Here is a 25,218-nt window from a genome sequence, read left to right as displayed (position 1 = left end):
GCAGGGCTGATCGGAACGAACACACTCTTCTTCTGGTCCGCCTTACCCGGCGGATGCGCTCACTCCGCATCCGTGTCCCCTGAGCCTTTTCGCGTGATCGACGGCCGATGCCGCGCCGCGGGGCTCCGAAGACCAGAGATCGTTCCATGTCGCTCATCAATATCCGCGCCCTCGGCGTCACCGTCTCCACCCCGCTTTTCGCCAATCTCAACCTCGCCGTCGCCGCCGGCGACCGGATCGGCCTCGTGGCGGCCAACGGGCGGGGAAAATCCACCCTGCTCAAATGCATCACCGGCGCATTCGAACCGACGACAGGCGAGATCACCCGCGCGCGCGGCCTCACCGTCGGGCATATGGAGCAGAACCTTCCGACCGGCCTCGACGCGCTGACCTTCCGCGAGGCCGTGCTTGGCGCGCTTTCTGCCGAACAGCAGGAGAGCGAAAGCTGGCGGGCCGATGTCACGCTGGAGGAGCTGGAGGTGCCCGAGACGCTGCGCGAGCGGCCGCTCCGCCAGCTCAGTGGCGGCTGGCAGCGCATCGCGCTGATCGCCCGCGTGCGCGTCGGCGAGCCGGACGTGCTGCTCCTCGACGAGCCGACCAACCATCTCGACCTCTCGAAGATCGCCCGGCTGGAGGGGTGGCTCGCCAGCCTGCCGCGCGACATGCCGGTCGTCATCTCCAGCCACGACCGCGCCTTCCTCGACGCCGTGACCAACCGCACGCTGTTCCTGAGGCCCGAGCGCTCGCAACTCTTCACGTTGCCCTATTCGCGCGCCCGGGCGGCGCTCGACGAGGCGGACGCGGCCGAGGAGCGGCGCTTCGAGAAGGACATGAAGGTTGCCCAGCAGCTGCGCCAGCAGGCCGCCAAGCTCAACAATATCGGCATCAACTCCGGCAGTGACCTCCTGGTGGTCAAGACCAAACAGCTGAAGGAACGGGCCGAGCGGATCGAGGATGCCGCGCGCCCCGCCCACCAGGAGCGCCCGGCCGGCGCCATCCGCCTCGCCAACCGCGGCACCCATGCCAAGGTGCTGGTGACGCTGGAGGACGCCGCCGTGGAGACGCCGGATGGCACCCTCCTCTTCCGCACGGACCAGAAGTTCATCTGCCAGGGCGACCGCATCGTGCTGCTCGGTCTCAACGGGGCCGGCAAGACGCGGCTCGTCCAGCGGCTGCGCGCGGCGATCGCGGCAGCGGGCGCCGGTCAGCAGGGTATCAAGGCGACGCCCTCGCTGGTGCTCGGTTATGGCGACCAGGCGCTTTCGGACCTTTCGGACGCCGAGACGCCGCACGGCACGATCATCCATCGCTTCGACATCGGCGACCAGCGGGCGCGCAGCCTTCTGGCCGGCGCCGGGCTCTCCATCGAACAGCAGGGGCGGCCGGTCGGCCAGCTCTCCGGCGGGCAGAAGGCGCGGCTCGGCATGCTGGTGCTGCGGCTGACCAACCCGAACTTCTATCTGCTCGACGAGCCGACCAACCATCTCGACATCGAGGGCCAGGAGGCGCTGGAGCGGGAGCTGACGGCAAACGAGGCGAGCTGCCTCATCGTCTCGCACGACCGCGCCTTCGTGCGGTCGGTGGCCAACCGCTTCTGGGTGATCGAGAAGCGGCGGCTCATCGAGGTGGACGGACCCGAGGACTTCTTCGCCGAGGCGGCCCTATCCGCCTGAAACGATGCGCGGGTCGCCACGAAAATCCTCGCGGGAGAAGCCGATGCGGCGCGGCGGGTGGTCGCACAGCGCCTGCACGCCAAGCCGCGAAAGCCGGATGCGCCAGGTCTGGCGCTCCACCGGCTTTGGCGCAGCGAAGGCAGAGGCGGTGAGAAGTGCCATGTTGGTGCCGCCGGCCGGATCGCGCACCGAGCGATAGAGGATGGCGGCAAGGCCGGCCGCCCGCGCGCCGTCGGCCAGCGACTGGCAGGCGGCGTAGTCGGTCGGGTGCGTCCACACGGCCGCATCGCGGTCGAGCGGTGGGGCGGTAAGGTCGAGCGCCCCGCCGGTCTCGACCAGGGCGGAAAACGCGGTGTAGTCGGCTGCGTTGGCCGGCAGCGGCGTTGCGGGCGACTCGGCGAAGAACAGCAGCCGGTAGAAGGCCATTTCGGAAAGCGCCGTCTCGACGGAAAGCCCGGCATAGTAGACGCCGAGCGTGCGCCCGGCGCGGCGGAAACGCGAGCCGTGCGGATAGACGGCACCGTAGCGGAACGGGGTCGCGAGCAGATAGTCGAGACCGGCGCATTCCGGCGGCAGCACCGGCTTGCTCTCCTCCAGAAGGTCCTCCAGCAGCGCCTGCTCGTCCAGCGTATCGACGAGTTTCAGCGTCGAGACGCGGTGCTGCGCCTCGACGAAACGCCAGACGGGCCCCGCAAAGGGCCGCGCCTCAGACGAGAGCGCGGCGGGCGTCCAGATAGGCGAGGACATCGACGAGGCCGGAAATGGAAACGATGCGATCGACAGGGCGTTCGCCGAGCACGGTGTTGTCCGCCGTCATCCAGGCGCGGGCGACAGCCTCGTCGCCACCGGTGACGGCATCGAGCGAGCGGAAGAGGCGCACGAGCAGCACCGCCAGCTCGAACGGCTTGGTGCCGCGCTCCAGAAGCACGTCCTGCCGCTTCAGCCGGGAGACCGTCGCCTCCGAGACGCCGATGACCGCCGAGAGGATGCGCGCCGTCAACCCCAGCCGCTCCGCCGCATTGACGGCCGCCTTGGTGAGCACGACGCCTTCGGCATTGGCCTTTGCGATGGGCTTGCGTTGCATGGCGCGATTTCCTTTCATGAGAAACAATATAGCAATTATTTTTCTCATGACAAGCTGATCGAGCGCCCTCCCCGCACGACAAAAGGCCCGGAGGCTGGGGCTCCGGGCCTTTCGCTCAAAGGTCTGTGCCGGGGACGCTTACTTGCAGACCTTGATCTTCTTGATGATGACGTTGCCGTAATAGTCGTAGGACTTTACCTTCTTGATGAAGCAATGCGGCTTGTAGCCATAGCTGTAATATCCGGCCTGCGAGGGGGCCGCGAAGGAGACGGCGGCAACGAGGGCAACGGTGGCGGAAACGATGATCTTGCGCATGGGGTCTCTCCTGATCTCTCTTGGATGAGCCTCTCTCATCCGGTGACCAGAAGGTCGCACATCGCCGCGCCCGCCGCTGTTTCGCATGGAACAGGGCCCGCGGGCCGGCCACGCCACAGCGACTGAGCGATTACCGAAAGGTAAATACAACCATAATTAGATATTTCTAAATTTAATATATGCTAAATAAAATTTCTCTACCGTTTACCATCTCCACGGTTCAGAACGGTAAGGCCTTCCCATGCAGATCTCCACGAAACTCAGTGCGGTGACGCTCGTCCTGACGCTGCTGCTCGCCGGCGCCACGCTTTCCACCTATCTCGTTCTCAATGCCATGTCGGCCTCGATGAGCACCATCGTCGTCGACCGGCTGCAGCCCGCTGCAAGCCTGAAGAAGGTCGGCGACCTCTATGCCGTCAACATCGTCGACACCGCCCACAAGGTGCGCAGCGGCGCGCTCGGCTGGGAGGAAGGACAGCGGCTGAACACGGAGGCGCTGGCGACCATCCAGACGATCTGGGACAGCTATGCCGCCTCCTACCTCACCAATGAGGAGCGCGGCCTCGTCGGCCAGATGAGCGCCGAAATGCAGAAGCAGGCCGGCAGCATCCAGGACCTCATCGCGATCCTGAAGGCCAGGGACAAGGCGGCGCTCGATGCCTATGTGGAAACGCGGCTCTACCCGACGATCGACCCGATCGGCACCTATGTCGCGGCCCTGGTCGACCTGCAGATCCGCGTCGGCGAGGAGGAATTCGCCAAGGCCAGCGCCACCAAGACCTTCAACCTCGTCCTGCTGTCGATCTTCGGCGCGGTGGCGCTCGCCGTCTCCGCCCTCGCCTTCTGGATCATCATCGCCGGCGTCTCGCGCCCGCTGAAGACGATCACCGCGATCATGCAGACGCTCGCCCGCGACGTCACCGATTTCGAGGTGCCCTTCCGCGGCCGCAAGGACGAGATCGGCAGCATTGCCGGCGCGGTCGAGATCTTTCGCCAGTCGGCGATCGACAAGCACCGGCTGGAGCGCGCGGCCGAGGCAAACCGCCTGCAGGCGGAGGCCGACCGGGTGCGCCTGCAGGACGAGGCGGAGGCGGCCGCGCAGAAACGCCTGCAGGAGGCGACCGCCGGTCTTGCCACCGGCCTGCGCCGCCTTGCCGCCGGCGACCTCTCCTTCCGGCTGAACGATGCCTTCGCGCCGGATTTCGAGCAGCTGCGCAGCGACCTCAATGCCGCCGTGGGCCAGCTCGGTGAAGCGCTCGGCGCCGTCGCGCAGTCGGTCGAGGAGATGGATACGGGCACCCGCGAGATCAGCCACGGTGCCGACGCGCTCTCCCGGCGCACCGAGCAGCAGGCCGCCTCGCTCGAGGAAACCGCCGCCGCGCTCGACGAGATCACCGCCAATGTCGGCAATTCGACGCGGCGGGCGGAAGAGGCCCGCACGGTGGCGGTGGAAGCCAACGGCTCGGCCAGCCACTCCGGCGAGATCGTCGCGAGGGCCGTCAACGCCATGCAGCGCATCGAGCAGTCTTCGGGCCAGATCTCCAGCATCATCGGCGTGATCGACGAAATCGCCTTCCAGACCAACCTTCTGGCGCTGAATGCCGGCGTCGAGGCCGCGCGCGCCGGGGAAGCCGGCAAGGGCTTTGCCGTCGTCGCCCAGGAGGTGCGCGAGCTTGCCCAGCGCTCCGCCCAGGCGGCAAGGGAGATCAAGGAGCTCATCCGCAACTCCGAAACCGAGGTGCGCAACGGCGTGAAGCTGGTCAGCGACACCGGCGAGGCCCTGCAGGCGATCGGCGGCCATGTCGCGACGATCAACCAGCACATGGAGGCGATCGCCGTCTCCGCCCGCGAACAGTCCGTCGGGCTCTCGGAGATCAACACGGCCGTCAACCAGATGGACCAGACGACGCAGCAGAATGCCGCCATGGTGGAGGAAACCAACGCCGCCTCCGCAACGCTGGTGGCGCAGGCCGAAAAGCTGCGGCAGCTGATCGGCCGCTTCACGCTCGCGCAGCCGGCCCGCGTGGCGCAGGCCGTACCGCAGCGCATCGCGCAGGCCCGGCCCCGCCTTGCCGGCAACACGGCCCTGAAGGCGGAGAGCTGGGAAGAGTTCTGATCTGCCCCAAGGACACAAAAAGGCCGCCCGGGACATGTTCCGGGCGGCCTTTTTCGTTTGGCTCACAAGCCGATCAGACGACGGTGGTCTTGACGTCCAGATTGCCGCGGGTGGCGTGGCTGTAGGGGCACACGACATGGGCCTTCTTGGCGAGGTCCTCGACCACGGCCTTGTCGACGCCGGGCACGGAGACTTCGAGCGCAGCTTCGAGGCCGAAACCGCCGCCATCTTCGCGCGGGCCGATGCCGACAGTCGCCGTGACCTTGGCGTCATCGGGGATCTTTACCTTTTCCTTGCCGGCGACGAACTTCAGCGCGCCGAGGAAGCAGGCGGAATAACCGACAGCGAAGAGCTTTTCCGGGTTGGCGCCGGCCGCGCCGTCACCACCGAGTTCCTTCGGCAGGGTGAGCGTGACGTCGACGGTGCCGTCTTCGGTTGCGCCATGGCCGGCGCGGCCGCCGGTTGCAGAAGCCTTGGTTCTGTAGAGAATGGGCATGGGATGTCTCCTTCCGGGTTTCGTTGCTGATGAAATCTAGATAGCGCAAAATTAGATTGCGCGCAATATGATTTTGCAAATTGCAATTTTGGCCGTTTGTGCGACAATGGCACCATGACCGACAAACGTGACGAAGCTGAGACGGACGATATCCCCGCGGGTATGCTGGCCCTCGACCAGCAGCTCTGTTTCGCCGTCTATTCGGCCGCCCATGCGCTGAACCGCACCTACAAGCCGCTGCTCGATCCCTATGGCCTCACCTATCCGCAATATATCGTGCTGATGACGCTGTGGGAGGAGGACGGGCGCACGGTGAAGGCGCTGGGCACGACACTCGGCCTTGATTCCGGCACGCTTTCCCCTCTCCTCAAGCGGCTGGAGGCAGCCGGCTACATCCACCGTGCCCGCGACCGGAGCGACGAGCGTCAGGTCCTCATCACCCTCACCGACAAGGGCCATGCGATGAAGCGCGAGGCCGTGGCGATCCGCATGCAGATCGGCAAGGCGACGGGCTGTTCGGTCGAGGCCCTGCAGGCCCTGACCGCGGATCTGCAAACCCTCACCGGGCAGCTCGACACCGGCACGACGCGGGACGATGCCGCCTGACCGGCGGAGATTTTACCGTATCCTTCCCCTACGGCACCTGTTCGCGATGCAACCTTCACGCTAGAGTGCGCGCGGCGGTCGAACCGCGATGGGGGCACTCTTGAATTCTGCATGGTCCTGGCAAAGGGCGAACGTCGCGGCGGGCCTTTGGTGCATCGTCGTGGGCACCGTCATGGTGGCGATCTGGCTTGTGGAGCCCATCGACCTGGCGAAGCGCCATCCCTACCTGTTCGGCATGAAGTTCAATGCGGCCCTCGCCTTCGCCATCGTCGGGCTCGCGCTCCTTCTTTCCACACGCGGCCTCGCGCGCCTGCCGGCACTGATGATGCTGCCGGTCTTCCTCTACGGCGCACTGGCCCTCTCCCAGCATGTCTTCGGCATCGATGCGGGCATCGACACGCTGCTGCACACGCCGTTCGTCGATATCGGCACCAGCCTGCCGGGGCGGATCGCCCCCAACACGGCGCTCTGCCTGATGCTGGTCAGCCTGGCTCTGGCGCTGCGGGCCCTGTCCGGCCGCAACAGCTTGATGCAGATAGCGCTCGGCTTCGTCACCTTCATCATCGCGGCGGCCGCCCTGATCGGCTACGCGATCTCGCTGGACTTCGCCCATGACTGGGTGCGCTTCACGCGCATGTCCTTCCAGAGCGGGAGCTGCTTCGTCGCCGTCAGCGTCGCGCTCATCTTCGTGGGCACGGAAGAGACCGGCCAGGACCGGTTGACGCTTGCCGGCGTGCTCGGCCTTGCCACCTACCTTCTCCTGCTCGGCATGGCCTATTACGAGCTGGAGCGCTACGAGGCCTCGTTCGGCATCACCTTCTCGGGCGACGGCACGAATGCCCGCGCGACGCTCTCCTCGCTGGTGCTGATCTCCGGCCTTCTCTACGGCGCCCTCGTCGCGCACCTCTATTTCTCGTCCCGCCGTGCGCGGCGCATGGCAGCGGATCTCGCAGAAAGCCGCGCCCGGCTCACGGCCATCATCGACAACGCGGTGGACGGCATCATCACCATCGACGACCGCGGCCTCATCCTCTCGGCCAACCCGGCCTGCACGCGCATCTTCGGCTTTTCGCCGGAGGAGATGATGGGGCGCAACGTCAAGATGCTGATGCCCGAGCCCTATCACGGCGAGCACGACCGCTACATTTCCAACTACAACCACAGCGGCGAGGCGAAGATCATCGGCATCGGCCGCGAGGTGGAGGGCCGGCGCAAGGACGGCAGCATTTTCCCGCTCGACCTTGCCGTCGCCAAGCTGGAGCTCGACGGCGCGGTCATCTACAGCGGCATCGTGCGCGACATTTCCGAGCGCAAGGCGAGCGAGCAGGCGCTGATCGAGGCCAATGCCGAACTGGAGGAGTTCGCCTACCGTACCTCGCACGACCTGCGCTCGCCGATCGCCTCCTCGCTCGGCCTGCTCACCATTTCCAGGGACATGCTGGCGGAAGGCGAGATCACGGCGCTCGGCCAGACGTTGCAGCGCATGGAGAAGAATTTCCGCCGGCTCGACCACCTGATCCAGAACATCATCACCATCACCCGCAACCGGCTGATGGAGGAGGAAGAGCGGCCCATCGCGCTGCGGGCGCTCGTGTCCGAGGCGATCGACGCGCTGTCGCATCTTGAGGATTCCAAGCGGATCCGCATCGAAAATCATGTGCCGGCGGAATTGACAATCCTAAGCAAGCCGTCGAAATTCCAGGTCATCGTCGGCAACATGCTCTCCAACGCGGTCAAGTATCACGACCCGAAGGAAGCCGAGCCGGCGATCGACATCCGCGCCTTCCGCTATGCCGGCAAGCTGCGGCTGTCGGTGGAAGACAACGGCCTGGGCGTTCCGCCCGCAAGCCGCCATTTGTTGTTCAAGATGTTCAAACGGCTACACCCGAACCGATCCTTCGGCAGCGGGCTCGGCCTCTACATATTGAGAAAGAGCACGGAAGCCCTCGGCGGCACGGCGCTCTATGAAGCTAGAGATAAGGGCAGCCGGTTCATCATAGAACTGCCCGACGGGGACTGAGCATGAATATCCAATCGATCCTGATCGTCGATGACGATGAGAACGACCAGTTCATCTGTGAATACACCATCCGCAAATACGATCCGTCGATCCGCATCCTGAAGGCGTTCGACGGTGCGGAGGCGCTCGACATCCTGCACCGCGAGACGCCCAACGCCATCATCCTCGACATCAACATGCCCGTCATGAACGGCTTCGAATTCCTCGATCGCTATGCCGAGGAATTCGAGGTGCACGCCCCCGTCGTCGCCATGCTGACGAGCTCCCATCTCGGCAAGGACCGCGAACGGGCGATGCAATACAGCTTCGTGAAAAGCTATTTCGAAAAACCCCTGCAGGCCGATCACCTGCGCATCATGGCGGAACTGCTCGACGAATAGCGCCGGCGGGAGGGGCGCCGGTCCGGATTGCATACAATTTCCGCGCCCGCCCCGCTTTCCCTCTCCCATTCAGGAAATCCTTCGCCATAGTGGCCGCATGTCCACGATTCGCCCCCTGATTCCCCTTCTCGTCACCGCAGGCATCCTGATCGGAGGGAACGGGCTGCAGGGTACGTTCATCGCGCTGCGCGCCTCGCAGGAAGGCTTTTCCACCTCGGTCATCGGCTTCGTCGGCGCAGGCTATTCCATCGGGTTTGCCATCGGCTGCATCTATGTGACGCGCGTCCTGCGCGCCATCGGCCATATCCGCACCTTCTCCGCCATGGCGGCCATCGCCTCTGCCTCGGCGATCGCCATGCTCCTGGTCGTCGACCCGATCTTCTGGTTCGCCATGCGGCTCGTCGCCGGCATCTGTTTCGCCAGCCTCTTCGCCACCGTTGAGAGCTGGCTGAACGCCGCCGTCACCAATGCCAACCGGGCGCGCACCCTCTCGATCTACCGCCTCGTCGACCTCGGCTCCGTGACGGCGGCACAGTATCTCATCCCGGGCATCGGCATCGGCGGCTTCGAGCTCTTCGCCATCGTCGCCATGTCGCTGTCGCTGTCGCTGGTGCCGATCTCGCTTGCCGACCGCTCCAGCCCGACGGTGCCCGAGGCGATCCGCTTCGACGTCAAGAAGCTCTGGAACATCTCGCCGCTGGCGACCGTCGGCTGCATCGTCGTCGGCCTCACCAATGCGGCCTTCCGCAATCTCGGGCCGATCTACGCCCACGACATCGGCCTGACGGTGACGGCGATCGCCAGCTTCATGAGCGCCGGCATCGTCGGCGGCGTGGTGCTGCAATATCCGCTCGGCCTCTATTCCGACCGGCTCGACCGGCGCCTGATCATCCTCATCGCCACCTTCGGCTCGGCGCTTGCCGCGCTCTACCTCGCCATCTTCGCCGGCGGCGACGAACTGAAGAACCTTGTCGGCATCTTCGTCTTCGGCGCCTTCGCCATGCCGCTCTATTCGCTCTGCTCCGCCCATGCCAACGATCATGCGGGCGAAGGCGAACATGCGCTGGTTTCCGCCGGCATGCTGTTCTTCTGGTCCTGCGGGGCGATCATCGGCCCGCTCTTCGCCTCGGTTCTGCTGCAGTTCTTCGGCCCGCAGGCGCTGTTCCTCTACACCGCCGTCGTCCTCGTCGCCTTCATGGCCTATACGGCGCTGCGCATGAGCGCCCGCCCGGCCGTGCCCGCCGGCGCGCGGCGCAGCCGCTTCCGCAACCTCCTGCGCACCTCCTTCTTCTTCAACAAGCTCGCCGACAAGGACCGCAACGGCGAGCCCTGAGCCTGCGGCAATGTGGTCGAGCGGCACTTATTGCTGAGCCATGCCCTCAGGTTTAGAAGCAAGGGACGCACCGGAGGGACTGCCATGCTGACACGCCGCACGCTGATGAAGGGCGCACTCGTCGCCGGGGCCTATGCCAGCGGCGTCGGGCTGGCCGGCCGCTATGGCGGGCTGGCGAAGGCGGCGGCGTCGACAACGCTCGTCGCCCGTCCCGGCGAGGCGATGCTCACCGGCAAGGGCCCGACCAGGGGCGTCATGACCTATGGCGATGCCGAGATTCCACCGGTGCTGCGCATGCGGCGCGGCGAAGCCTTTGCGCTGCGCCTCGACAACAGGCTCGACGAGCCGACGACGATCCACTGGCACGGGCTTCGCATCGACAACAAGATGGACGGCGTGCCCTTCCTGACCCAGCCCTATGTCTATGGCGGCGACGGGTTCGACTATGCCTTCACCCCGCCCGATGCCGGCACCTTCTGGTACCATCCCCACTGCAACACGCTGGAACAGATGGGCCGCGGCCTTGCCGGGCTCATCGTGGTGGAGGACCCGGCAGATCCGCTCTTCGACGCCGAGATCGTGCTCAACCTGCGCGACTGGCGGCTCGGCGGCGACGGCCAGTTCATCGCCCAGTTCAAGCCGCGCGATGCCGCCCGGGCCGGCACCTTCGGCACGGTGCGCACCGCCAACTGGCGGCAGTCGCCGCAATATGACGCGCCGGCCGGCGGCCTCGTGCGCCTGCGCCTTGCCGCGACCGACGTCACCCGCATCCTTGCGCTGCAGGTGGAAGGCGCGGAGGCCACGGTCATCGCCCTCGACGGCAATCCGGCGGCGACGCGCTTTGCGCTCGACCATCTGCTGATCGGCCCCGGCCAGCGGCTCGATCTCGCGCTGCGCATGCCCGACATGGAAGGCGCCGTCGCGGCGCTGAAGGACCTGCGCGGCACGAAGCCGGCGACGCTCGCCACCTTCCGCGCCACCGGCGCCTCGCTGAAGCGCGACGCACGCGACCTGCCGTTGCTTTCGCAAAATCCGCTGCCCGAGCCGGACCTTTCCGCCGCCACCGAAATCCCCTTCATCCTCAGCGCCTCGGCGGAGGAGCGGCCGAAGGACGGCATCTGCGGCTCGCTCGGCTACAATTTCTGGGCCATCAACAAGGTGCCGTGGGCGGACGACACGGGCGACCCGACCGCCCCGCTCGCCGAGATGAAGGCGGGCCGGACCTATATCTTCAATGTCGAGAACCCGACGCCGCAGGTCCATCCCCTCCACCTGCACGGCCTCGTCTTCCGGCCGATGAATTCCAACAAGCAGGCGATCCGCCCGCATTTTTCCGACACCTACCTTATCCTGCCGGACGAGAAGGTGCAGCTCGCCCTCGTCGCCGACAATCCGGGCGACTGGGTGTTTCATTGCCACATCATCGAGCACCAGAAGACCGGCATGACGAGCTATGTGCGGGTGACCTGACATCCGGAGGGCCAAGTTTTCGATTGTGGCAAAACCGTGGAACGTCTAAAGCTGCCCGATCCAAGAACGAGAAAGTCCGCCCGAGCCGCTATGCAGATCATCGAGACCACCGCAGCCCTTGCCGAAGCCTGTGAGACACTCGCCCGGTCCGAGTATCTGACCATCGACACGGAGTTCCTGCGGGAAACCACCTTCTGGCCGGAACTCTGCCTGATCCAGCTGGCGGGACCCGAGATCGAGGTGATCGTCGATCCGCTGGCCAAGGGTCTCGACCTCGCCCCCTTCTTCGCCCTGATGGCGAACCCGGCGGTGCTGAAGGTGTTCCATGCCGCCCGGCAGGACATCGAGATCATCGTCAACCGCGGCGACCTCATTCCGCACCCGATCTTCGACACGCAGGTTGCCGCCATGGTCTGCGGCTTCGGCGACAGCGTGTCCTACGACCAGCTCGTCCAGAAGATCAAAAGCGTGCATATCGACAAGTCCTCGCGCTTCACCGACTGGAGCCGCCGGCCGCTCACCGAAAAGCAGCTCGAATATGCGCTGGCCGACGTGACGCACCTGCGCGACGTCTATCTCGCGCTCAAGGAGAAGCTGGAGGCCGCCGGCCGCTCGCTGTGGCTGACCGAGGAAATGGCGGTCCTGGAATCGCGCGAGACCTACGACCTGCATCCGGACGACGCCTGGAAGCGGCTGAAGATGCGCGTCAAGAAGCCGATCGAGCTGGCCGTGCTGCAGAAGGTCGCCGCCTGGCGCGAGCGCGAGGCGCGCGGCCGCAACGTGCCGCGGTCGCGCATCCTGAAGGACGACACGATCTACGAGATCGCCCAGCAGCAGCCGGCCGATGCCGAGGCGCTGGCGCGCCTGCGCACCATTCCCAAGGGCTGGGAGCGCTCGCAATCGGGTGCCGCCCTGCTGGAGGCCATCAACGAGGCGCTCGCCATTCCGAAGACCGACCTGCCGCGCCTGCCCCGACAGGCCCACGTGCCGGAGGGGGCTGCCGCGGCCAGCGAAATGCTGAAGGTGCTCCTGAAGATCGTCTCGGAGAAGGAAGGCGTCGCCGCCAAGATCATCGCCAACAGCGACGATCTGGAAAAGATCGCCGTCGACGGCGAGAAGGCCGAGGTCGCCGCCCTCTCCGGCTGGCGCCGCGAGCTCTTCGGCGAAACAGCCCTCAACCTCATCACCGGCAAGGTGGCACTGCGCTTCGTCGACAAGAAGATCGAGGCGGTCGCGCTTTAGCGCATTTCCAGCCGAAGCGAGATCGCTTCGGCGTCGGACAATGCGGTAAAAACAAGAATCCAGGACATTTCCGGTGAACCGGAGTTCGCCGGAAATGCCCCAGTCAGGCGTGCAGCTTCGCTCCCTTGGTGATGCGGTCGACCGTCTTCTTGTCGGCGTGCACCGCGATGCCGACGACCTTGGCGTCGGCGGGCCCAAATTCTGAAAAGACGGCGCGGTTGGCGGCGTCGTGGCCGGTCGCAAACATTTCCTCGATATAGACGGAGGCCGGGACGTCGCGTTCCAGCGCCCGGGCATGGATCTTCGACAGCGTCGTTCCGTCCCCCGACAACACGATGACCGGCTGCACGCTCAGCGCATTGTAGACATTGCCGGCCGCATCGCGATAAGCTTCGCCGATCAGCTCCGGTTTCCGGCCGATGACGCCGCCGGACAGGAAGGCGGTCACGTTCAGCTTCTGCCAGACCTCCAGGTCCTCGCGCAGGACAATGGCGAACTTGGTATCGAACATGCAGGTATACTCCCGGGAAGAGGCTGCGGACCATTCCGCGGCCAATGCGATAGCAGGCGCGGTCGAAGGCCCGCTTGAACGTTCGTGCACGGAAAGGGACCGCATCCTCGTGGCGCCGGAACTCGCCGGCATCGAACGCATCGAGGCGCGCTTCCACGGCAAGGGCTTCGAGCCGCACCGGCACGACACCTATGCGCTCGGCGTCACCATGGCCGGCGTCCAGACCTTCTCCTACCGCGGCGAGGCCCGCTTCAGTCCGCCCGGCAACGTGATCGTGCTGCATCCCGACGAGATGCATGACGGGGGCGCGGCCACCGAGGACGGCCTCACCTACCGCATGATCTACATCCCGCCGGAGCGTTTCCTGCCTGCGACCGCCGCACGCGGGCGTACGCTGCCCTTCGTCGCCGCGCCCGTCATTGACGATCCGAAGCTGGCGGGCCTGCTGCTGGACGCCATCGGCAGCATGGATGCGGCAATCGAACCGCTGAAGCTCGACGAGCTGCTGGGAGAAATCGCCGGCCTTCTGCTCGACCATGCCGGCGCGCCGCAGGCGAAGATGGGCCGGCTCGCCCATCCGGAGGTGCGCCGGGCCTGCGATTTCCTCAGGGAAAACCTTTCCCGGCAGGTGAACTCCGGGGAGCTCGAACAGGTGACCGGACTGGACCGCTTCGCGCTGTCCCGGCAGTTCCGCCAGCTGCTCGGCACCAGCCCGCACCGTTATCTCGTCATGCGCCGGCTGGAGCGGGCAAAAACCCTGATCGCTGCGGGGGAAAGCATCGCCGAAGCCGCCTTTGCCAGCGGCTTTGCCGACCAGGCGCATCTCAACCGCCACTTCAAGAAGGCGCTCGGCATGACGCCCGGCCGCTTTGCGGCGCTCGCTATCTGATCCCAGAAATCCCCCGGACCGTCACGAAAGCGACAAGCAACTGTCAAGCAGCAGTCATGTGCGCCCCCTATCAACGGCCTCGTTTTGCCAACCCGATGGGGATATTCATGACCAGACATCTTTTTTCGACCGCCGCGCTCGCACTCCTGATGGCAACCGCCGCCGGGGCCAGCGACAAGGAATTTCCGGCCACGCTGAAGGCCCATGCGATCCTGCCGGCCAACACGATCATCGCCGCCCCGGCCGATGCCGCCACCTATCTGAAGACCTCGGGCAAGTTCACCACCGCCGACCGCAAGCGCACCGAGGCGCTCGACACCGTCATGGGCAAGGACGGCGTGCGCGAGACCGGCCTGTCGCTGCCCTTCGACGGCCAGCCGATGCAGGGTTTCTCCGGCATCAAGGCCATGGAGGACGGCTCGTTCTGGACGCTTTCCGACAACGGTTTCGGCAACAAGCTGAACTCCACCGACGCCATGCTGATGCTGCACAATGTGCGCTTCGACTGGGACAAGGGCACGATGGAGCCGGTCAAGACCGTCTTCCTCTCGGACCCGGATAAAAAAGCGCCGTTCCCGATCGTCATGGAAGGCGCGGAAAAGCGCTATCTGACTGGCGGCGACTTCGACGTCGAATCCATCCAGCCGGTTGCCGACGGCTTCTGGGTCGGCGAGGAATTCGGCCCCTACATCCTGAAATTCGACCTCGACGGCAAGCTCACTGACGTGATCGCCACCGAAGTGGACGGCAAGCCGGTCACCTCGCCGGACAATGCAACGCTCGCCGTGCAGGCCGATCCCACCAAGAAGATGCCGGCCTTCAACCTGAAGCGTTCCGGCGGCTATGAGGGCCTGGCGCTCTCCAAGGACGGCACGAAGCTCTACGGCCTCCTGGAAGGCCCGATCTGGGTGGACAGCGAGAGCGTCGAGCAGGCAGACGGACGGCCTGCGCTGCGCATCATCGAGCTCGACGTCGCCTCCCGGGCGTGGACGGGCCGCAGCTGGCTCTATCCGCTCGCCGAGGGCGGCGAGGCGATCGGCGACTTCAACATGCTGGACGAAACGACCGCGCTGGTGATCGAACGCGACAACGGCGTCGGCACTGCGGACAAGGCCTGCGCCGACGCCAAGGACCCCAAGCCCGGCTGCTTTGCCACCGCCTCGAAGGTCAAGCGCATCTACAAGATCGCCATGACCGACGAGAATGCCGGCAAGGCCGTGCGCAAGATCGGCTATATCGACCTCCTGAAGATCGCCGACCCCGACAACAGGAAGCGCCAGGGCGGCGGCGAAGGCTTCTACGACATGCCGTTCCTGACGATCGAGAATGTCGACCGCATCGACGAGACCCACATCATCGTCGGCAACGACAACAACCTGCCCTTCTCCGCCGGCCGCGCCCTCGACAAGGCCGACGACAACGAGTTCGTGCTCATCGAAGCGGGCGACCTGCTGAAGGCCGAGTGAACATCTGCGGCGGCGCCTCCGGGCGCCGCTGCTCCCCTTGATGTCTAGCGCGGATCGACCAGTTGCAGGATGAGCTGGTGGACGTTGCCACCGTCGTTGAGTTCGACCTGGTCGAAGTCGCGGCTGCGGGTGCGCTGGGCCTGGGAGAGTTCGCCGAGCTTTGCCTGAAGCTGCGGGCGGATCTTCTGGCAATTGGGATCGTTTTCGACCGTCATGCCGACACTCGCCGCCTCGATCTCCTTCACCATGTCCCTGATGAAATCCCCATGCACCTTCTCATGGGCGGTCACGCCGGCAATGAAAGTATCCCAGCGGCTCTTCAGCGGCTCGGAGAGCTTCGTCTTCAGCTTGGGCAGCGTATAGGTGATAATAAGCTTCGGCTTGTTGACCGTGATGGTGCAGGCATTGCCCTGGCGCTCGTACTTGCGCGTCCAGGTAAGCTTGAAGCCGGTATGGGCGATGACGCGGGCAACGCCGAGCTTCGGGCCGCGCGCGCCGATCGACTGGTAGATCTCGAGCCCCGTCGAACCCGCGACGCTGTAGGGCTCGACGCGCTCGACCGCCTGCCATTCCTGCGCAGCCGCGCTTGCGGCAAAGAACAGGGCTGAAAGAAGGGTCAGGGCTCTCATCGCAGGCCTCACAGGAACCGGAAGGCGAGCTTCCTGCCCGTCAGCTTGGCAAGCTGCTGGAGGCGGCCGTCGAGCCGTTCGCCGGCAAGCTCGGAAAAATCGGCGGGCACGACGAATTCGAGGTCGGTATCCGGCGCGCTCGACTTGCGGATGGAAAGGTGCGGCACGACGCCGGGCATGGAGGCCGAGAACGGGTAAACGATCCGCAGCAGGGCACCGACGAGTTTCGCCAGCTCACGCAGCCGGGGCGTGGCGATCGCGGCCAGCGAACTGCTGACGGCATCGTCGTTCAGGCCTTCGAAGCGGTAGTAGTTGGTGAGTGCGATGAAGGCGCGACCCGGATGGGTGATGCCGATGAAGGTGCCGTGTGCGATGAGGTTCAGCGCCTGCAGGCCGCGATAATCGGGATGGGCGCGCCAGCTGATATCGGCAAGCAGGCAGGCAGCCTCGCGGTAGCGGCGCTCCTCCTCCGTTTCGGTGATGCCGAAGAACGGCATCATGCGGCCGGTCCATTCGGCAAGCTCGCGGGCATGTTCCGGCGAGCGGGCGCGCAGGATGGCAAGCTCGCCGGCGGCGGCAAGCAGCGGATCGCGCCCCTTTTCCCGGTCGGGCAAGAGCGAATAGAGAAAACCTTCGCGCACGCCCTGCGCGGAGAAGAAGACCCGGGAGGGCTTCATCAGCGCGATCGTCTCCTGCAGGGCGACGGCGCCGAAGGGAAGCAGGTTGCGGCGGCCCTTGGAGATCGCCGCATAGGCGGCGTCCTTCTGATCCTTGGCCGTCACGATGTCCGTCAGGAAATCCATGGCATCGGCAAAGCCGAGCTCATAGCCCTGGATCATGTGCAGCGGATAGTTCTGCACCTCCATGTGCAGGGCGCCGATGGCGCGCCAGGTGCCGCCGACGGCATAGAAGGCGCGGCCGGTGCCGTTCTTCAGGAGGTTGGCGGTGCGCAGGTACTTGCGCGCGACGATACGGGCCTGGGCGGTCGAGCCGCCGGAGGCTTCCGAGAGGCGGATGCCGCCAAGCGGCAGCGTGATTCCGCGGCCGATCATGGCGCCCGCCACGTCGACCAGCTCCAGCGAGCCGCCGCCAAGGTCGCCGACGATGCCGTCGGGATCGTGAAAACCGCTGACGATGCCGAGCGCGGAGAAATAGGCCTCTTCCTCGCCGGTGAGGACGCGGATCTTCTGGCCGAGGATGAGCTGCGCCTGGTGGATGAAATCCGGACCGTTTTCCGCCTCGCGCGCCGCGGCGGTCGCCAGCGCGAACATGGTGGAGGCGCGCGCCTGCCAGGAGAGCGCCTTGAAGCGATGAAGGGCGGCAAGCGCCCGCTCGACGCTGGCCGGATCCATGCGGCCGGTCTTGGCAAGACCCTTGCCGAGGCCGCACATCACCTTCTCGTTGAACAGGATGGCCGGCGAACGGCTCATGCCCTCGTAGATCACGAGGCGAATCGAGTTCGAACCGATATCCACGACTGACACCGGGGCAATTCCAGGCAAACGCCCCTGGGCTTCAGACTCAACCATGCATATCCAGTTTACTTCTTACGGCGGCCTTTCCAGCCCGCGATCGCCTTCGGTGCCGAGGACTTCAGAGCTTCACCCCGGCCGGACAGGCTGGGGTTGGTCATGAAGTAGTGCTGAGCGTTGAACGGCTCGGCACCGGGCTGCACTTCCATGCGCCGGGACGTTCCGTCCGCAAGAATCTCGTAGCTCTGCTGGTTATCGATGAGATTGCCCAACATGATCTGCGAGAGAACCTGCTCATGCACCGTCCGGTTGATCAAAGGCACGAGTGTCTCGACTCGCCGGTCCAGGTTTCGCGGCATCATGTCCGCGGAGCTTATATAGACCAGCGCCTTGTCCGAGGGAAGCCCGTGGCCGTTGCCGAAGCAGAAGATGCGGGAATGTTCGAGGAAGCGGCCGACGATGGATTTGACATGGATGTTGTCGGAAAGGCCGGGAACCTGCGGGCGCAGGCAGCAGATGCCGCGCACGACGAGATCCACCTCCACGCCCGCCTGGCTCGCGCGATAGAGCGCGTCGATGATGTCGGGGTCGACCAGTGAATTCATCTTCATCCAGATGGCCGCCGGAGCGCCGTTCCTGGCATGCGCAATCTCCTCCTCGATATGGCGGAGAATGCGCGGGCGCAGCGTATAGGGCGAGAAAGCGAGCTTCATGCCGGCTTCGGGCTCGCCGTAGCCGGTGATGAAGTTGAAGATGTTCGCCATGTCGTTGGCGATCGTCGGGTTACAGGTGAAGAAGGAAAGATCCGTATAGATCTTCGCGGTGATCGGATGGTAGTTGCCGGTGCCGAGGTGGCAATAGGTACGAAGCTTGCCCTCCTCGCGGCGCACGACCATCGACATCTTGGAATGGGTCTTCAGTTCGATGAAACCGAAGACGACCTGCACGCCGGCGCGTTCGAGATCGCGCGCCCAGCGGATGTTGGCTTCCTCGTCGAAGCGGGCCTTCAGTTCCACCAGCGCCGTCACCGACTTGCCGGCCTCGGCGGCATCGATCAGCGCGCGCACGATCGGGCTGTCGTTGGAGGTGCGGTAGAGCGTCTGCTTTATCGCCAGAACGTCAGGATCGCGCGCAGCCTGGAGAAGGAACTGGACCACCACGTCGAAGCTTTCGTAGGGGTGGTGGACGACCATGTCCTTTTCGCGGATGGCGGCGAAGCAGTCTCCGGCGTGCTCTCGGACGCGTTCGGGAAATCGGGCATTGTAGGGCTCGAACCGAAGGTCGTTGCGCGGCGCCTTGGCGATTTCCGACAGCGTGTTGAGGGCAAGAAGGCCGGGCAGAACGGCGACACGGTTGTCCGGCACGTTGAGTTCGCCGACGACGAAGCGGCGCAGCGATTCGGGCATTTCCGAATCGGTCTCGATGCGGATCACCGAGCCGCGACGGCGGCGCTTCAGCGCCGTCTCGAAGAAGCGCACGAGATCTTCGGCCTCTTCCTCCACTTCGATATCGCTGTCCCGGATGATGCGGAAGGTGCCCGAGCCGCGCACGATGTAGCCGGGGAAGAGCCTTCCGATAAAGAGGCCGACCGCGTCCTCCAGCGTGATGTAGCGGATCGCGCCCTTGGCGTCGGGCAGGCGGATGAAGCGGTCGAGCGCGACCGGCAGGCGCAGGAGCGCCGTCATCGGCTCCTTGCCCGTCGTGCTTTCCAGCTGCAGGCCGATCGAGAAGCCCAGATTGGGGATGAAGGGGAACGGATGGGCCGGGTCGATCGACAGCGGCGTCAGAACCGGGAAGATCGACTGGGTGAATTCCTGCTGCAGCCAGACCTTGTCGTCGCTCGACAGCCCGGTCGGGCGCACGATCAGGATGTCTTCCTTGGCGAGATACTGCTGGAGCACGGCAAGCGAGGCCTGCTGCTCCATCTGGAGATTGTCGATCTCCTTGAGGATGTCATCGAGCTGTTCGGCCGAAGTCTTGCCGTCGGGGCTGCGGATGCCGACGCCCTGGCGCACCTGGCCCTCGAGGCCGGCGACACGCACCATGAAGAATTCGTCGAGGTTGCCCGCCGAGATCGACAGGAAACGCACGCGCTCCAGCAGCGGATGGGCGGTGTTCAGCGTTTCCTCGAGGACGCGGCGATTGAACTGCAGCCAGGAGAATTCACGGTTGATGAAGCGTTCGGGGCTTGCCATCAAGGCTTCGACATCGACGGTCGCGCCTTCCGGCGGCGGCACCTGCTCGACGGGCTTTTCCTGCGCATGTTCCGAAGTCGCTGTATCCATTGGAGAGTCCGCCCCACTTTGCCGCCGGATCGGCCGCATGCTTGCCACGCGGGTTCGGACGGAAACCGATTTCCACTTTTCCCCGAACCGCTTAGCGTAGTTTGACGACGGAACTGTGACAGTCAATCCGGCAGGCCGGTTTAGCCGGCGAAATCCTCGCCCCCGGTCATGTCGCCGAGCACCTCCTGCGCCAGCGTGCGGGTGATCCGGCTGCCGCGGGCAAGCGCCAGCCGGTCGAGGCGCTCGACGAGCGTCTGGGCGGCCTCCAGCGAGCGTTCCATGCGGGCGACGATATAGGCCACAAGCCTTTCATCGACGAAGAGCTGACGGTCGGCGAAGAGCTTTATGATGACCTGCGAGAGCAGTTCGTCGTCCGGCTCGCCGATCTCGACCACCGTGGCGGCCTTCAGGCGCGAGCGCAGGTCCGCCAGCTCGACCGGCCAGGACATCGGCCAGAGCCGGCTGGTGATCATCAGCGTATGGCCGTTCTGGCGCACATTGTTGATGATGTGGAAGAGCGTGCGGTCGTCGAAACCGGCCCGGTCGGCGTCCTCGATCAGCACCGGCCCGCGCTCGGCCGCCGCCTCGGCGCCCCTGCCCGCCTTCGCCTCGATGATCTCGGCCCCCGCCTTCTCACGCCAGATGGCCGCGAGATGCGATTTTCCCGAGCCGACGGGGCCGGCGATGACGACGACCGGCGAGGGCCAGTGCGGCCAGGCGTCGATCATCGCCACGGCGGCGTTGACCGGCTCGGCGAGCAAAAGGTCGTCGCGCCCCGTCGCGGGGTCGTGCCCGAAGGCCAGCGGCAATTGTTCGGCGGTCTTGCGCGATGTCATGGTGCTACTCGGTACTAACTCTTCGTTCTGGCGCAAGTCCGGGCAAGACTGCTCCCCTTGGGGCAGCCGCGCCATCGGTCAACCCTCGGGCGTGCTCTCTTCGAGCAGGACGGGTTTGCTCGCGCCGTAGTAAAGGTCGCTGTCAAGGTAACGCTGCAGGCCGAAGCGGACAAGCACGCCGACGGCCGCAGCTGCCGGCACCGCGATCATCAGTCCGACGAAGCCGAAGAGCGCGCCGAAGGCGACCAGCGCGAACATCAGCCAGACCGGATGCAGGCCGACGCGTGAACCGACGAGCTTGGGCTGCAGGATGTTGCCCTCGATGAACTGGCCGGCGAAGAAGATGACGGCGATGAGCACCACCATCCAGTAGTCCGGCCAGAACTGCACGACGGCGACCCCCACCGCCAGCACCAGGCCGACCAGCGAGCCGACATAGGGAATGAAGCTGATGAGGCCGGCGAAGAGGCCGATCAGCAGGCCGAAATTGAGGCCGGCAAAGGACAGGCCAATGCCGTAGAACAGGCCAAGGATGATGCAGATAGAACCCTGCCCGCGCACGAAGCCGGCAATCGCCGCGTCCATTTCGGTCGCGATCTGACGCACGTTGGCGACGTGGTCGCGCGGTACCCAGCTGTCCACCTTGGCGATCATGCGGTCCCAGTCGAGCAGGAGATAGAAGGCAACGACGGGCGTGATGACCAGAAGCGAGACGATGTTGACCAGTGCCATGCCGGAGTTCCAGACCTGCTTGAACACCGTGCCGAGGAAACCCGCGCCTTCGGCGAGGATGGAGGAAAAGCTCTGCTTGATCGTGCCCATCTGGCTGCTGATCCAGGTGGGCAACAGGTCGGGATTGAAGCTCGCCACCAGCTCCTGCAACTGCGTGACGTAGCCCGGCAGCTTCTCCAGGAAATCCGCCGCCTGCGTGGCCAGCAGCGGGATGACGATCATCAGCGACAGCGCGAAGAGGATGACGAAGGCGACGAGGATGACCACCGTCGCCATCAGCCGGCTGAGGCCCCAGCGCTCCAGCCGGTCGGCGACCGGATCGAGGAAATAGGCGAGCGCCATGCCGGCGATGAAGGGCAGCAGGATATCGCTGAACACGAGGAGGAAGAGGAGGAAGAAGGCGAGCGCGATGAGCCAGAAGACCACCTGCCGCTTCAGTCCCGCACCGCTGATATGGGCTGCCATCGCGTTTCTTCCTCGTGTTTTGCCGCAATGCATGAGGAGATAGGATGCGGGCATGAGAAAGGTCAAGGCTCGGTGGGGTGATGGGGGAATGGCGTTTGTCCTCAATTTTCCCTTCATCCGGCCTGCCGGCCGCCTTCTCCCCGCAAGCGGGGCGAAGGAAATGTGCCGCGCCGTTTTCCCCTATTTCCACATCATGCGGGGCAGGTCCGCTCTCCCCGCCTGCGGGGAGAGGGCTAGGGTGAGGGGCAAGCAGCGCCGCCATCCCTGCAAACCGGTGAAAAAATCCCTGCATTCCCGGCATTCTGCTTGCACTTCATCCCCCGTCATGCCAATCGGGCGCGACAAGCCTCAAGCGGGCCTCAAGCCGGAGACGTGAGCATGAGCCAGTCGGAAAAGAACGGTCTGACCTATAGCGACGCGGGCGTCGACATCGACGCGGGCAACCTGATGGTCGAGAAGATCAAGCCGGCCGTGCGCTCGACGCGCCGCCCGGGCGCGGATGGCGAGATCGGCGGCTTCGGCGGCCTGTTCGACCTCAAGGCCGCCGGGTTCAAGGATCCGGTCCTCGTTGCCGCCAATGACGGCGTCGGCACCAAGCTGAAGATCGCCATCGACGCCGACAGGCACGACACGGTCGGCATCGACCTCGTCGCCATGTGCGTCAACGATCTTGTCGTCCAGGGCGCCGAACCCCTCTTCTTCCTCGACTATTTCGCCACCGGCAAGCTCGACCCCGACCAGGGCGCCGCAATCGTCGAAGGCATCGCCGAAGGCTGCCGGCAGGCCGGCTGCGCGCTCATCGGCGGCGAGACGGCGGAAATGCCGGGCATGTATTCGCATGGCGACTATGACCTCGCGGGCTTCGCCGTCGGCGCGGCCGAGCGTGGCGAGCTGCTGCCCTCGGGCGACATCGCCGAAGGCGACGTCATCCTCGGTCTCGCCTCCTCGGGCGTGCATTCCAACGGCTATTCGCTGGTGCGCAAGATCGTGACGCTCTCGGGCCTCGCCTGGGATGCGCCCGCCCCGTTCGACACCGCAAAGAGCCTCGGCGAGGCGCTGCTGACGCCGACGAAGATCTATGTGAAGCCGCTCCTGAAAGCGATCCGCGAGACCGGATCCATCAAGGCGCTGGCGCATATCACCGGCGGCGGTTTTCCGGAGAACATTCCGCGCGTGCTGCCGAAGCACCTTGCCGCCGAGATCGACCTTGCCGCCGTCAAGGCGCCGGCCGTGTTCTCGTGGCTGGCGAAAACCGGCGGCGTGGCGGCCACGGAAATGCTGCGCACCTTCAACTGCGGCGTCGGCATGATCGCCGTCGTTCCGGCCGACAAGGCCGACGCGGTTATCGCTGTCCTCGCCCGCGAGGGTGAAACCGCCTTCCGTCTCGGCCGCATGGTCGCGCGCGACGAGGGCGCCGCCGGCACGATCTACAAGGGCACGCTCGCCCTATGAGCGGATCCCGCAAGCGCGTCGTCGCCTTCATTTCGGGCGGCGGCTCCAACATGCTGGCTCTGGCGAAGGCCGCGGAGGCCCCGGATTTCCCGGCCGAGATCGTCGCCGTCTTCTCCGACAAGGCGGAGGCCGGCGGCCTGGCCAAGGCCGAGGCGCTGGGCATCGCGACCCGCACCTTCCTGCGCAAGGACTATGCCAGCAAGGACGCGCACGAGGCCGCCATTCTGGAAGCGCTCGAGACGCTCTCGCCCGATCTCATCTGCCTTGCCGGCTACATGCGCCTCATCTCCGGCGCCTTCGTCAACCGGTATGAAGGCCGTATCCTCAACATCCACCCATCCCTGCTGCCGCTCTTCCCCGGCCTCCACACGCACCAGCGCGCCATCGACGCCGGCATGCGCGTCGCCGGCTGCACGGTGCATTTCGTGACCGAAGGCATGGATGAAGGCCCGGTCGTCGTACAGGCCGCCGTGCCGGTGCTGCCGGGCGACACGTCCGACACGCTCGCCGCACGGGTGCTGACGGTGGAGCACCGCAGCTATCCGCTCGCGCTGCGGCTCGTTGCCGAGGGCAAGGTACGCATGGAGGGCGGCAAGGCCGTTTCCGCCGGTGACCTGCCGCAGATCGACGGCGCGCACCTGATCTCGCCGGCGGCGGTTTAACGCCGTCCTGCGGTTGCTTTCTCCTGCCCGTTCATTCGGGCGGGCTTGCCCTACCCACCAGCGCCATCCTCGGGCTCGCCCCGTAGATCCATCACCGCACCGGAGTGTGGATGGTCGGGTCAGGCCCGACCATGACGAAGGAGGTTGGCGGGGAACGGTTTGCGCTCAGATCACCAGGATCGGCGCCTTGCCCTTCACGCGATCGTAGAGATCCATCACATCCTGGTTGAGCATGCGTACGCAGCCGGAGGACACGGCCTTGCCGATGGATTTCCATTCCGGCGAACCGTGCAGGCGATAGAGCGTGTCCTCACCGTTCTGGAAGATGTAGAGGGCGCGCGCGCCGAGCGGGTTGTTGAGGCCGCCGGGCATACCGCCATTGGCGGCGGAGTATTTGACGAGTTCCGGCTGGCGCGCGACCATCTCGTCCGGCGGCGTCCATTTCGGCCAGGCCTGCTTCCACTGGATAACGCCGCGGCCCGACCAGGAAAAACCCTGCCGGCCGATGCCGACGCCGTAGCGCATGGCGCGGCCGTTCGGCTGGATGAGGTAGAGGAAGCGGTTGCCCGTATCGACGATGATCGTGCCCGGCCGCTCGCCGAACGGGCTCTCGACCTCCTGGCGGTAATAACGCGCGTCGATCTGCTGGTAGGGCACCGCCGGCACCTGATAACCCCCGTCGGAGACCGGGGCGTAGATCGCGGCGTACCGGGAGGATTCGGGCAACAGGCCCGATGGCGGCGTCTGGCCGTAGATGCTGGTCGGCTGCCTGCCGTCGATATATTCCGGCCGGCCTTCGAGCGCGGGATTGCGGAAATAGGGCCGTGTCTCCTCGCGGAACCGGTCGGTGTTCATCGAGGATGTGCAGCCCGCAAGCCCCGTCGCCATGGCAAGGCCGGAGAACTGCAGAAAACGGCGGCGGGAGAGCGCGGTGTCGGTCATGGAGATCGTCAAATCCGTTGTGCGGAAACGTAGAATGGGGCGAGAGGCTGAATCACTAACTAACAAGCGGCAAATTAGGTCCATAACCCTGCCGCAATTGTGGCAGTTGCGGCTGACCTCAGGCTTGCGCGCCCGCTTTTCG

At 65.4% G+C, this 25,218-nt stretch carries 23 protein-coding genes; 12 read left to right on the top strand and 11 right to left on the bottom strand.

The genetic code is table 11. From position 1 onward, the window contains the following. The first annotated feature begins 146 nt into the window (after positions 1–146). A complete protein-coding gene (locus P9A16_RS09110; protein WP_024270859.1) occupies positions 147–1,673 on the top strand; it encodes an ABC-F family ATP-binding cassette domain-containing protein in 1,527 nt (508 codons plus the stop codon). On the opposite strand, the gene P9A16_RS09105 is transcribed toward P9A16_RS09110, so the two are convergent. The 3 genes from P9A16_RS09105 to P9A16_RS09095 form a co-directional block, all read right to left on the bottom strand. Continuing rightward, complete coding sequence (locus P9A16_RS09105) at positions 1,662–2,420, bottom strand: RES family NAD+ phosphorylase (RefSeq protein ID WP_023517000.1); 759 nt, start codon at positions 2,418–2,420, stop codon at positions 1,662–1,664. The genes P9A16_RS09110 and P9A16_RS09105 overlap by 12 nt on opposite strands. Continuing rightward, positions 2,380–2,757 carry an MbcA/ParS/Xre antitoxin family protein gene (locus P9A16_RS09100; protein ID WP_023517001.1) on the bottom strand — a complete coding sequence of 126 codons (378 nt, stop codon included), beginning with the start codon at positions 2,755–2,757 and terminating at the stop codon, positions 2,380–2,382. Before P9A16_RS09100 ends, P9A16_RS09105 begins: the two co-directional genes overlap by 41 nt. 138 nt (positions 2,758–2,895) lie before the next feature. After that, complete coding sequence (locus P9A16_RS09095) at positions 2,896–3,072, bottom strand: hypothetical protein (RefSeq protein WP_023517002.1); 177 nt, start codon at positions 3,070–3,072, stop codon at positions 2,896–2,898. Between the two features lie 241 nt (positions 3,073–3,313). Here P9A16_RS09095 and P9A16_RS09090 point away from each other — a divergent pair, with 241 nt between their 5' ends. Then, positions 3,314–5,188, top strand: a complete 1,875-nt coding sequence (locus tag P9A16_RS09090; protein ID WP_023517003.1) for a methyl-accepting chemotaxis protein — start codon at positions 3,314–3,316, stop codon at positions 5,186–5,188. A gap of 73 nt (positions 5,189–5,261) precedes the next feature. Here P9A16_RS09090 and P9A16_RS09085 read toward each other — a convergent pair whose 3' ends face one another. Then, positions 5,262–5,684, bottom strand: a complete 423-nt coding sequence (locus P9A16_RS09085; protein ID WP_024270860.1) for an organic hydroperoxide resistance protein — start codon at positions 5,682–5,684, stop codon at positions 5,262–5,264. A 114-nt stretch (positions 5,685–5,798) separates the two neighbouring features. On the opposite strand from P9A16_RS09085, the gene P9A16_RS09080 reads away from it, so the two are divergent. From P9A16_RS09080 to rnd, 6 genes are all read left to right on the top strand, one after another. Continuing rightward, positions 5,799–6,290, top strand: coding sequence for a MarR family winged helix-turn-helix transcriptional regulator (locus P9A16_RS09080; protein ID WP_023515241.1), 492 nt, complete (start codon positions 5,799–5,801; stop codon positions 6,288–6,290). 100 nt (positions 6,291–6,390) lie between these two features. Further along, on the top strand, positions 6,391–8,310 hold the full coding sequence (locus P9A16_RS09075) for a sensor histidine kinase (RefSeq protein ID WP_197032922.1): 1,920 nt from the start codon (positions 6,391–6,393) through the stop codon (positions 8,308–8,310). A gap of 2 nt (positions 8,311–8,312) precedes the next feature. Continuing rightward, a complete protein-coding gene (locus tag P9A16_RS09070; protein WP_023515243.1) occupies positions 8,313–8,690 on the top strand; it encodes a response regulator in 378 nt (125 codons plus the stop codon). A 97-nt stretch (positions 8,691–8,787) separates the two neighbouring features. Next, on the top strand, positions 8,788–10,023 hold the full coding sequence (locus P9A16_RS09065; RefSeq protein ID WP_023515244.1) for an MFS transporter: 1,236 nt from the start codon (positions 8,788–8,790) through the stop codon (positions 10,021–10,023). Between the two features lie 84 nt (positions 10,024–10,107). Continuing rightward, a complete protein-coding gene (locus P9A16_RS09060) occupies positions 10,108–11,493 on the top strand; it encodes a multicopper oxidase family protein (protein ID WP_023515245.1) in 1,386 nt (461 codons plus the stop codon). A gap of 96 nt (positions 11,494–11,589) precedes the next feature. Beyond that, positions 11,590–12,735, top strand: a complete 1,146-nt coding sequence (gene rnd, locus P9A16_RS09055; RefSeq protein WP_037407995.1) for a ribonuclease D — start codon at positions 11,590–11,592, stop codon at positions 12,733–12,735. Between the two features lie 103 nt (positions 12,736–12,838). Here the strand turns inward: rnd and P9A16_RS09050 are convergent, their stop codons facing one another. Then, positions 12,839–13,246 carry a DUF2000 family protein gene (locus P9A16_RS09050; protein WP_023515247.1) on the bottom strand — a complete coding sequence of 136 codons (408 nt, stop codon included), beginning with the start codon at positions 13,244–13,246 and terminating at the stop codon, positions 12,839–12,841. Between P9A16_RS09050 and P9A16_RS09045 the strand changes: the two genes are divergently transcribed. Continuing rightward, the gene (locus tag P9A16_RS09045; protein ID WP_081870646.1) at positions 13,245–14,135 is read left to right on the top strand and encodes an AraC family transcriptional regulator; all 891 of its coding nucleotides are present in this window, start codon (positions 13,245–13,247) and stop codon (positions 14,133–14,135) included. The genes P9A16_RS09050 and P9A16_RS09045 overlap by 2 nt on opposite strands. Before the next feature lie 107 nt (positions 14,136–14,242). After that, positions 14,243–15,601: an esterase-like activity of phytase family protein gene (locus P9A16_RS09040; protein WP_023515249.1), complete on the top strand. Its 1,359-nt coding sequence runs from the start codon at positions 14,243–14,245 to the stop codon at positions 15,599–15,601. Between the two features lie 44 nt (positions 15,602–15,645). On the opposite strand, the gene P9A16_RS09035 is transcribed toward P9A16_RS09040, so the two are convergent. The 5 genes from P9A16_RS09035 to P9A16_RS09015 all read right to left on the bottom strand — a co-directional run bounded on the left by P9A16_RS09035 (position 15,646) and on the right by P9A16_RS09015 (position 22,020). Continuing rightward, a complete protein-coding gene (locus tag P9A16_RS09035) occupies positions 15,646–16,230 on the bottom strand; it encodes a DUF922 domain-containing Zn-dependent protease (protein WP_023515250.1) in 585 nt (194 codons plus the stop codon). A gap of 8 nt (positions 16,231–16,238) precedes the next feature. After that, on the bottom strand, positions 16,239–17,759 hold the full coding sequence (locus P9A16_RS09030; protein WP_023515251.1) for a Ppx/GppA family phosphatase: 1,521 nt from the start codon (positions 17,757–17,759) through the stop codon (positions 16,239–16,241). Between the two features lie 11 nt (positions 17,760–17,770). After that, positions 17,771–19,987 (bottom strand): RNA degradosome polyphosphate kinase, encoded by a 2,217-nt coding sequence (locus P9A16_RS09025; RefSeq protein WP_024270861.1) that lies wholly within the window; start codon positions 19,985–19,987, stop codon positions 17,771–17,773. Positions 19,988–20,127: 140 nt separating this feature from the next. Continuing rightward, entirely contained in the window at positions 20,128–20,823 is a 696-nt protein-coding gene (hdaA, locus tag P9A16_RS09020) for a DnaA regulatory inactivator HdaA (RefSeq protein ID WP_037407974.1), read from the bottom strand. Positions 20,824–20,901: 78 nt separating this feature from the next. Further along, the gene (locus tag P9A16_RS09015; protein WP_023515515.1) at positions 20,902–22,020 is read right to left on the bottom strand and encodes an AI-2E family transporter; all 1,119 of its coding nucleotides are present in this window, start codon (positions 22,018–22,020) and stop codon (positions 20,902–20,904) included. Positions 22,021–22,398: 378 nt separating this feature from the next. Here P9A16_RS09015 and purM point away from each other — a divergent pair, with 378 nt between their 5' ends. Continuing rightward, the gene (gene purM / locus P9A16_RS09010) at positions 22,399–23,472 is read left to right on the top strand and encodes a phosphoribosylformylglycinamidine cyclo-ligase (protein ID WP_024270863.1); all 1,074 of its coding nucleotides are present in this window, start codon (positions 22,399–22,401) and stop codon (positions 23,470–23,472) included. Further along, on the top strand, positions 23,469–24,134 hold the full coding sequence (gene purN / locus P9A16_RS09005; protein ID WP_023515071.1) for a phosphoribosylglycinamide formyltransferase: 666 nt from the start codon (positions 23,469–23,471) through the stop codon (positions 24,132–24,134). Before purM ends, purN begins: the two co-directional genes overlap by 4 nt. A 165-nt stretch (positions 24,135–24,299) precedes the next feature. Here purN and P9A16_RS09000 read toward each other — a convergent pair whose 3' ends face one another. Beyond that, a complete protein-coding gene (locus tag P9A16_RS09000; RefSeq protein WP_023515072.1) occupies positions 24,300–25,076 on the bottom strand; it encodes a L,D-transpeptidase in 777 nt (258 codons plus the stop codon). Positions 25,077–25,218 lie beyond the last annotated feature (142 nt).

The organism is Shinella sp. 838, assembly GCF_029623935.1.
Classification (GTDB): domain Bacteria; phylum Pseudomonadota; class Alphaproteobacteria; order Rhizobiales; family Rhizobiaceae; genus Shinella.
This window is presented reverse-complemented; position numbering and strand designations above follow the sequence as displayed.

What these genes read in the sequence shown, in the direction of transcription:
- P9A16_RS09025 (WP_024270861.1), bottom strand. Translation starts at nt 19,987, where the DNA reads ATGGATACAGCGACTTCGGAACATGCGCAGGAAAAGCCCGTCGAGCAG.
- P9A16_RS09080 (WP_023515241.1), top strand. Translation starts at nt 5,799, where the DNA reads ATGACCGACAAACGTGACGAAGCTGAGACGGACGATATCCCCGCGGGT.
- P9A16_RS09085 (WP_024270860.1), bottom strand. Translation starts at nt 5,684, where the DNA reads ATGCCCATTCTCTACAGAACCAAGGCTTCTGCAACCGGCGGCCGCGCC.
- hdaA (WP_037407974.1), bottom strand. Translation starts at nt 20,823, where the DNA reads ATGACATCGCGCAAGACCGCCGAACAATTGCCGCTGGCCTTCGGGCAC.
- P9A16_RS09045 (WP_081870646.1), top strand. Translation starts at nt 13,245, where the DNA reads ATGCAGGTATACTCCCGGGAAGAGGCTGCGGACCATTCCGCGGCCAAT.
- P9A16_RS09015 (WP_023515515.1), bottom strand. Translation starts at nt 22,020, where the DNA reads ATGGCAGCCCATATCAGCGGTGCGGGACTGAAGCGGCAGGTGGTCTTC.
- P9A16_RS09100 (WP_023517001.1), bottom strand. Translation starts at nt 2,757, where the DNA reads ATGCAACGCAAGCCCATCGCAAAGGCCAATGCCGAAGGCGTCGTGCTC.
- P9A16_RS09095 (WP_023517002.1), bottom strand. Translation starts at nt 3,072, where the DNA reads ATGCGCAAGATCATCGTTTCCGCCACCGTTGCCCTCGTTGCCGCCGTC.
- P9A16_RS09060 (WP_023515245.1), top strand. Translation starts at nt 10,108, where the DNA reads ATGCTGACACGCCGCACGCTGATGAAGGGCGCACTCGTCGCCGGGGCC.
- P9A16_RS09030 (WP_023515251.1), bottom strand. Translation starts at nt 17,759, where the DNA reads ATGGTTGAGTCTGAAGCCCAGGGGCGTTTGCCTGGAATTGCCCCGGTG.
- P9A16_RS09000 (WP_023515072.1), bottom strand. Translation starts at nt 25,076, where the DNA reads ATGACCGACACCGCGCTCTCCCGCCGCCGTTTTCTGCAGTTCTCCGGC.
- purM (WP_024270863.1), top strand. Translation starts at nt 22,399, where the DNA reads ATGAGCCAGTCGGAAAAGAACGGTCTGACCTATAGCGACGCGGGCGTC.
- P9A16_RS09065 (WP_023515244.1), top strand. Translation starts at nt 8,788, where the DNA reads ATGTCCACGATTCGCCCCCTGATTCCCCTTCTCGTCACCGCAGGCATC.
- P9A16_RS09090 (WP_023517003.1), top strand. Translation starts at nt 3,314, where the DNA reads ATGCAGATCTCCACGAAACTCAGTGCGGTGACGCTCGTCCTGACGCTG.
- P9A16_RS09035 (WP_023515250.1), bottom strand. Translation starts at nt 16,230, where the DNA reads ATGAGAGCCCTGACCCTTCTTTCAGCCCTGTTCTTTGCCGCAAGCGCG.
- P9A16_RS09040 (WP_023515249.1), top strand. Translation starts at nt 14,243, where the DNA reads ATGACCAGACATCTTTTTTCGACCGCCGCGCTCGCACTCCTGATGGCA.
- P9A16_RS09110 (WP_024270859.1), top strand. Translation starts at nt 147, where the DNA reads ATGTCGCTCATCAATATCCGCGCCCTCGGCGTCACCGTCTCCACCCCG.
- P9A16_RS09070 (WP_023515243.1), top strand. Translation starts at nt 8,313, where the DNA reads ATGAATATCCAATCGATCCTGATCGTCGATGACGATGAGAACGACCAG.
- P9A16_RS09105 (WP_023517000.1), bottom strand. Translation starts at nt 2,420, where the DNA reads ATGTCCTCGCCTATCTGGACGCCCGCCGCGCTCTCGTCTGAGGCGCGG.
- purN (WP_023515071.1), top strand. Translation starts at nt 23,469, where the DNA reads ATGAGCGGATCCCGCAAGCGCGTCGTCGCCTTCATTTCGGGCGGCGGC.
- P9A16_RS09050 (WP_023515247.1), bottom strand. Translation starts at nt 13,246, where the DNA reads ATGTTCGATACCAAGTTCGCCATTGTCCTGCGCGAGGACCTGGAGGTC.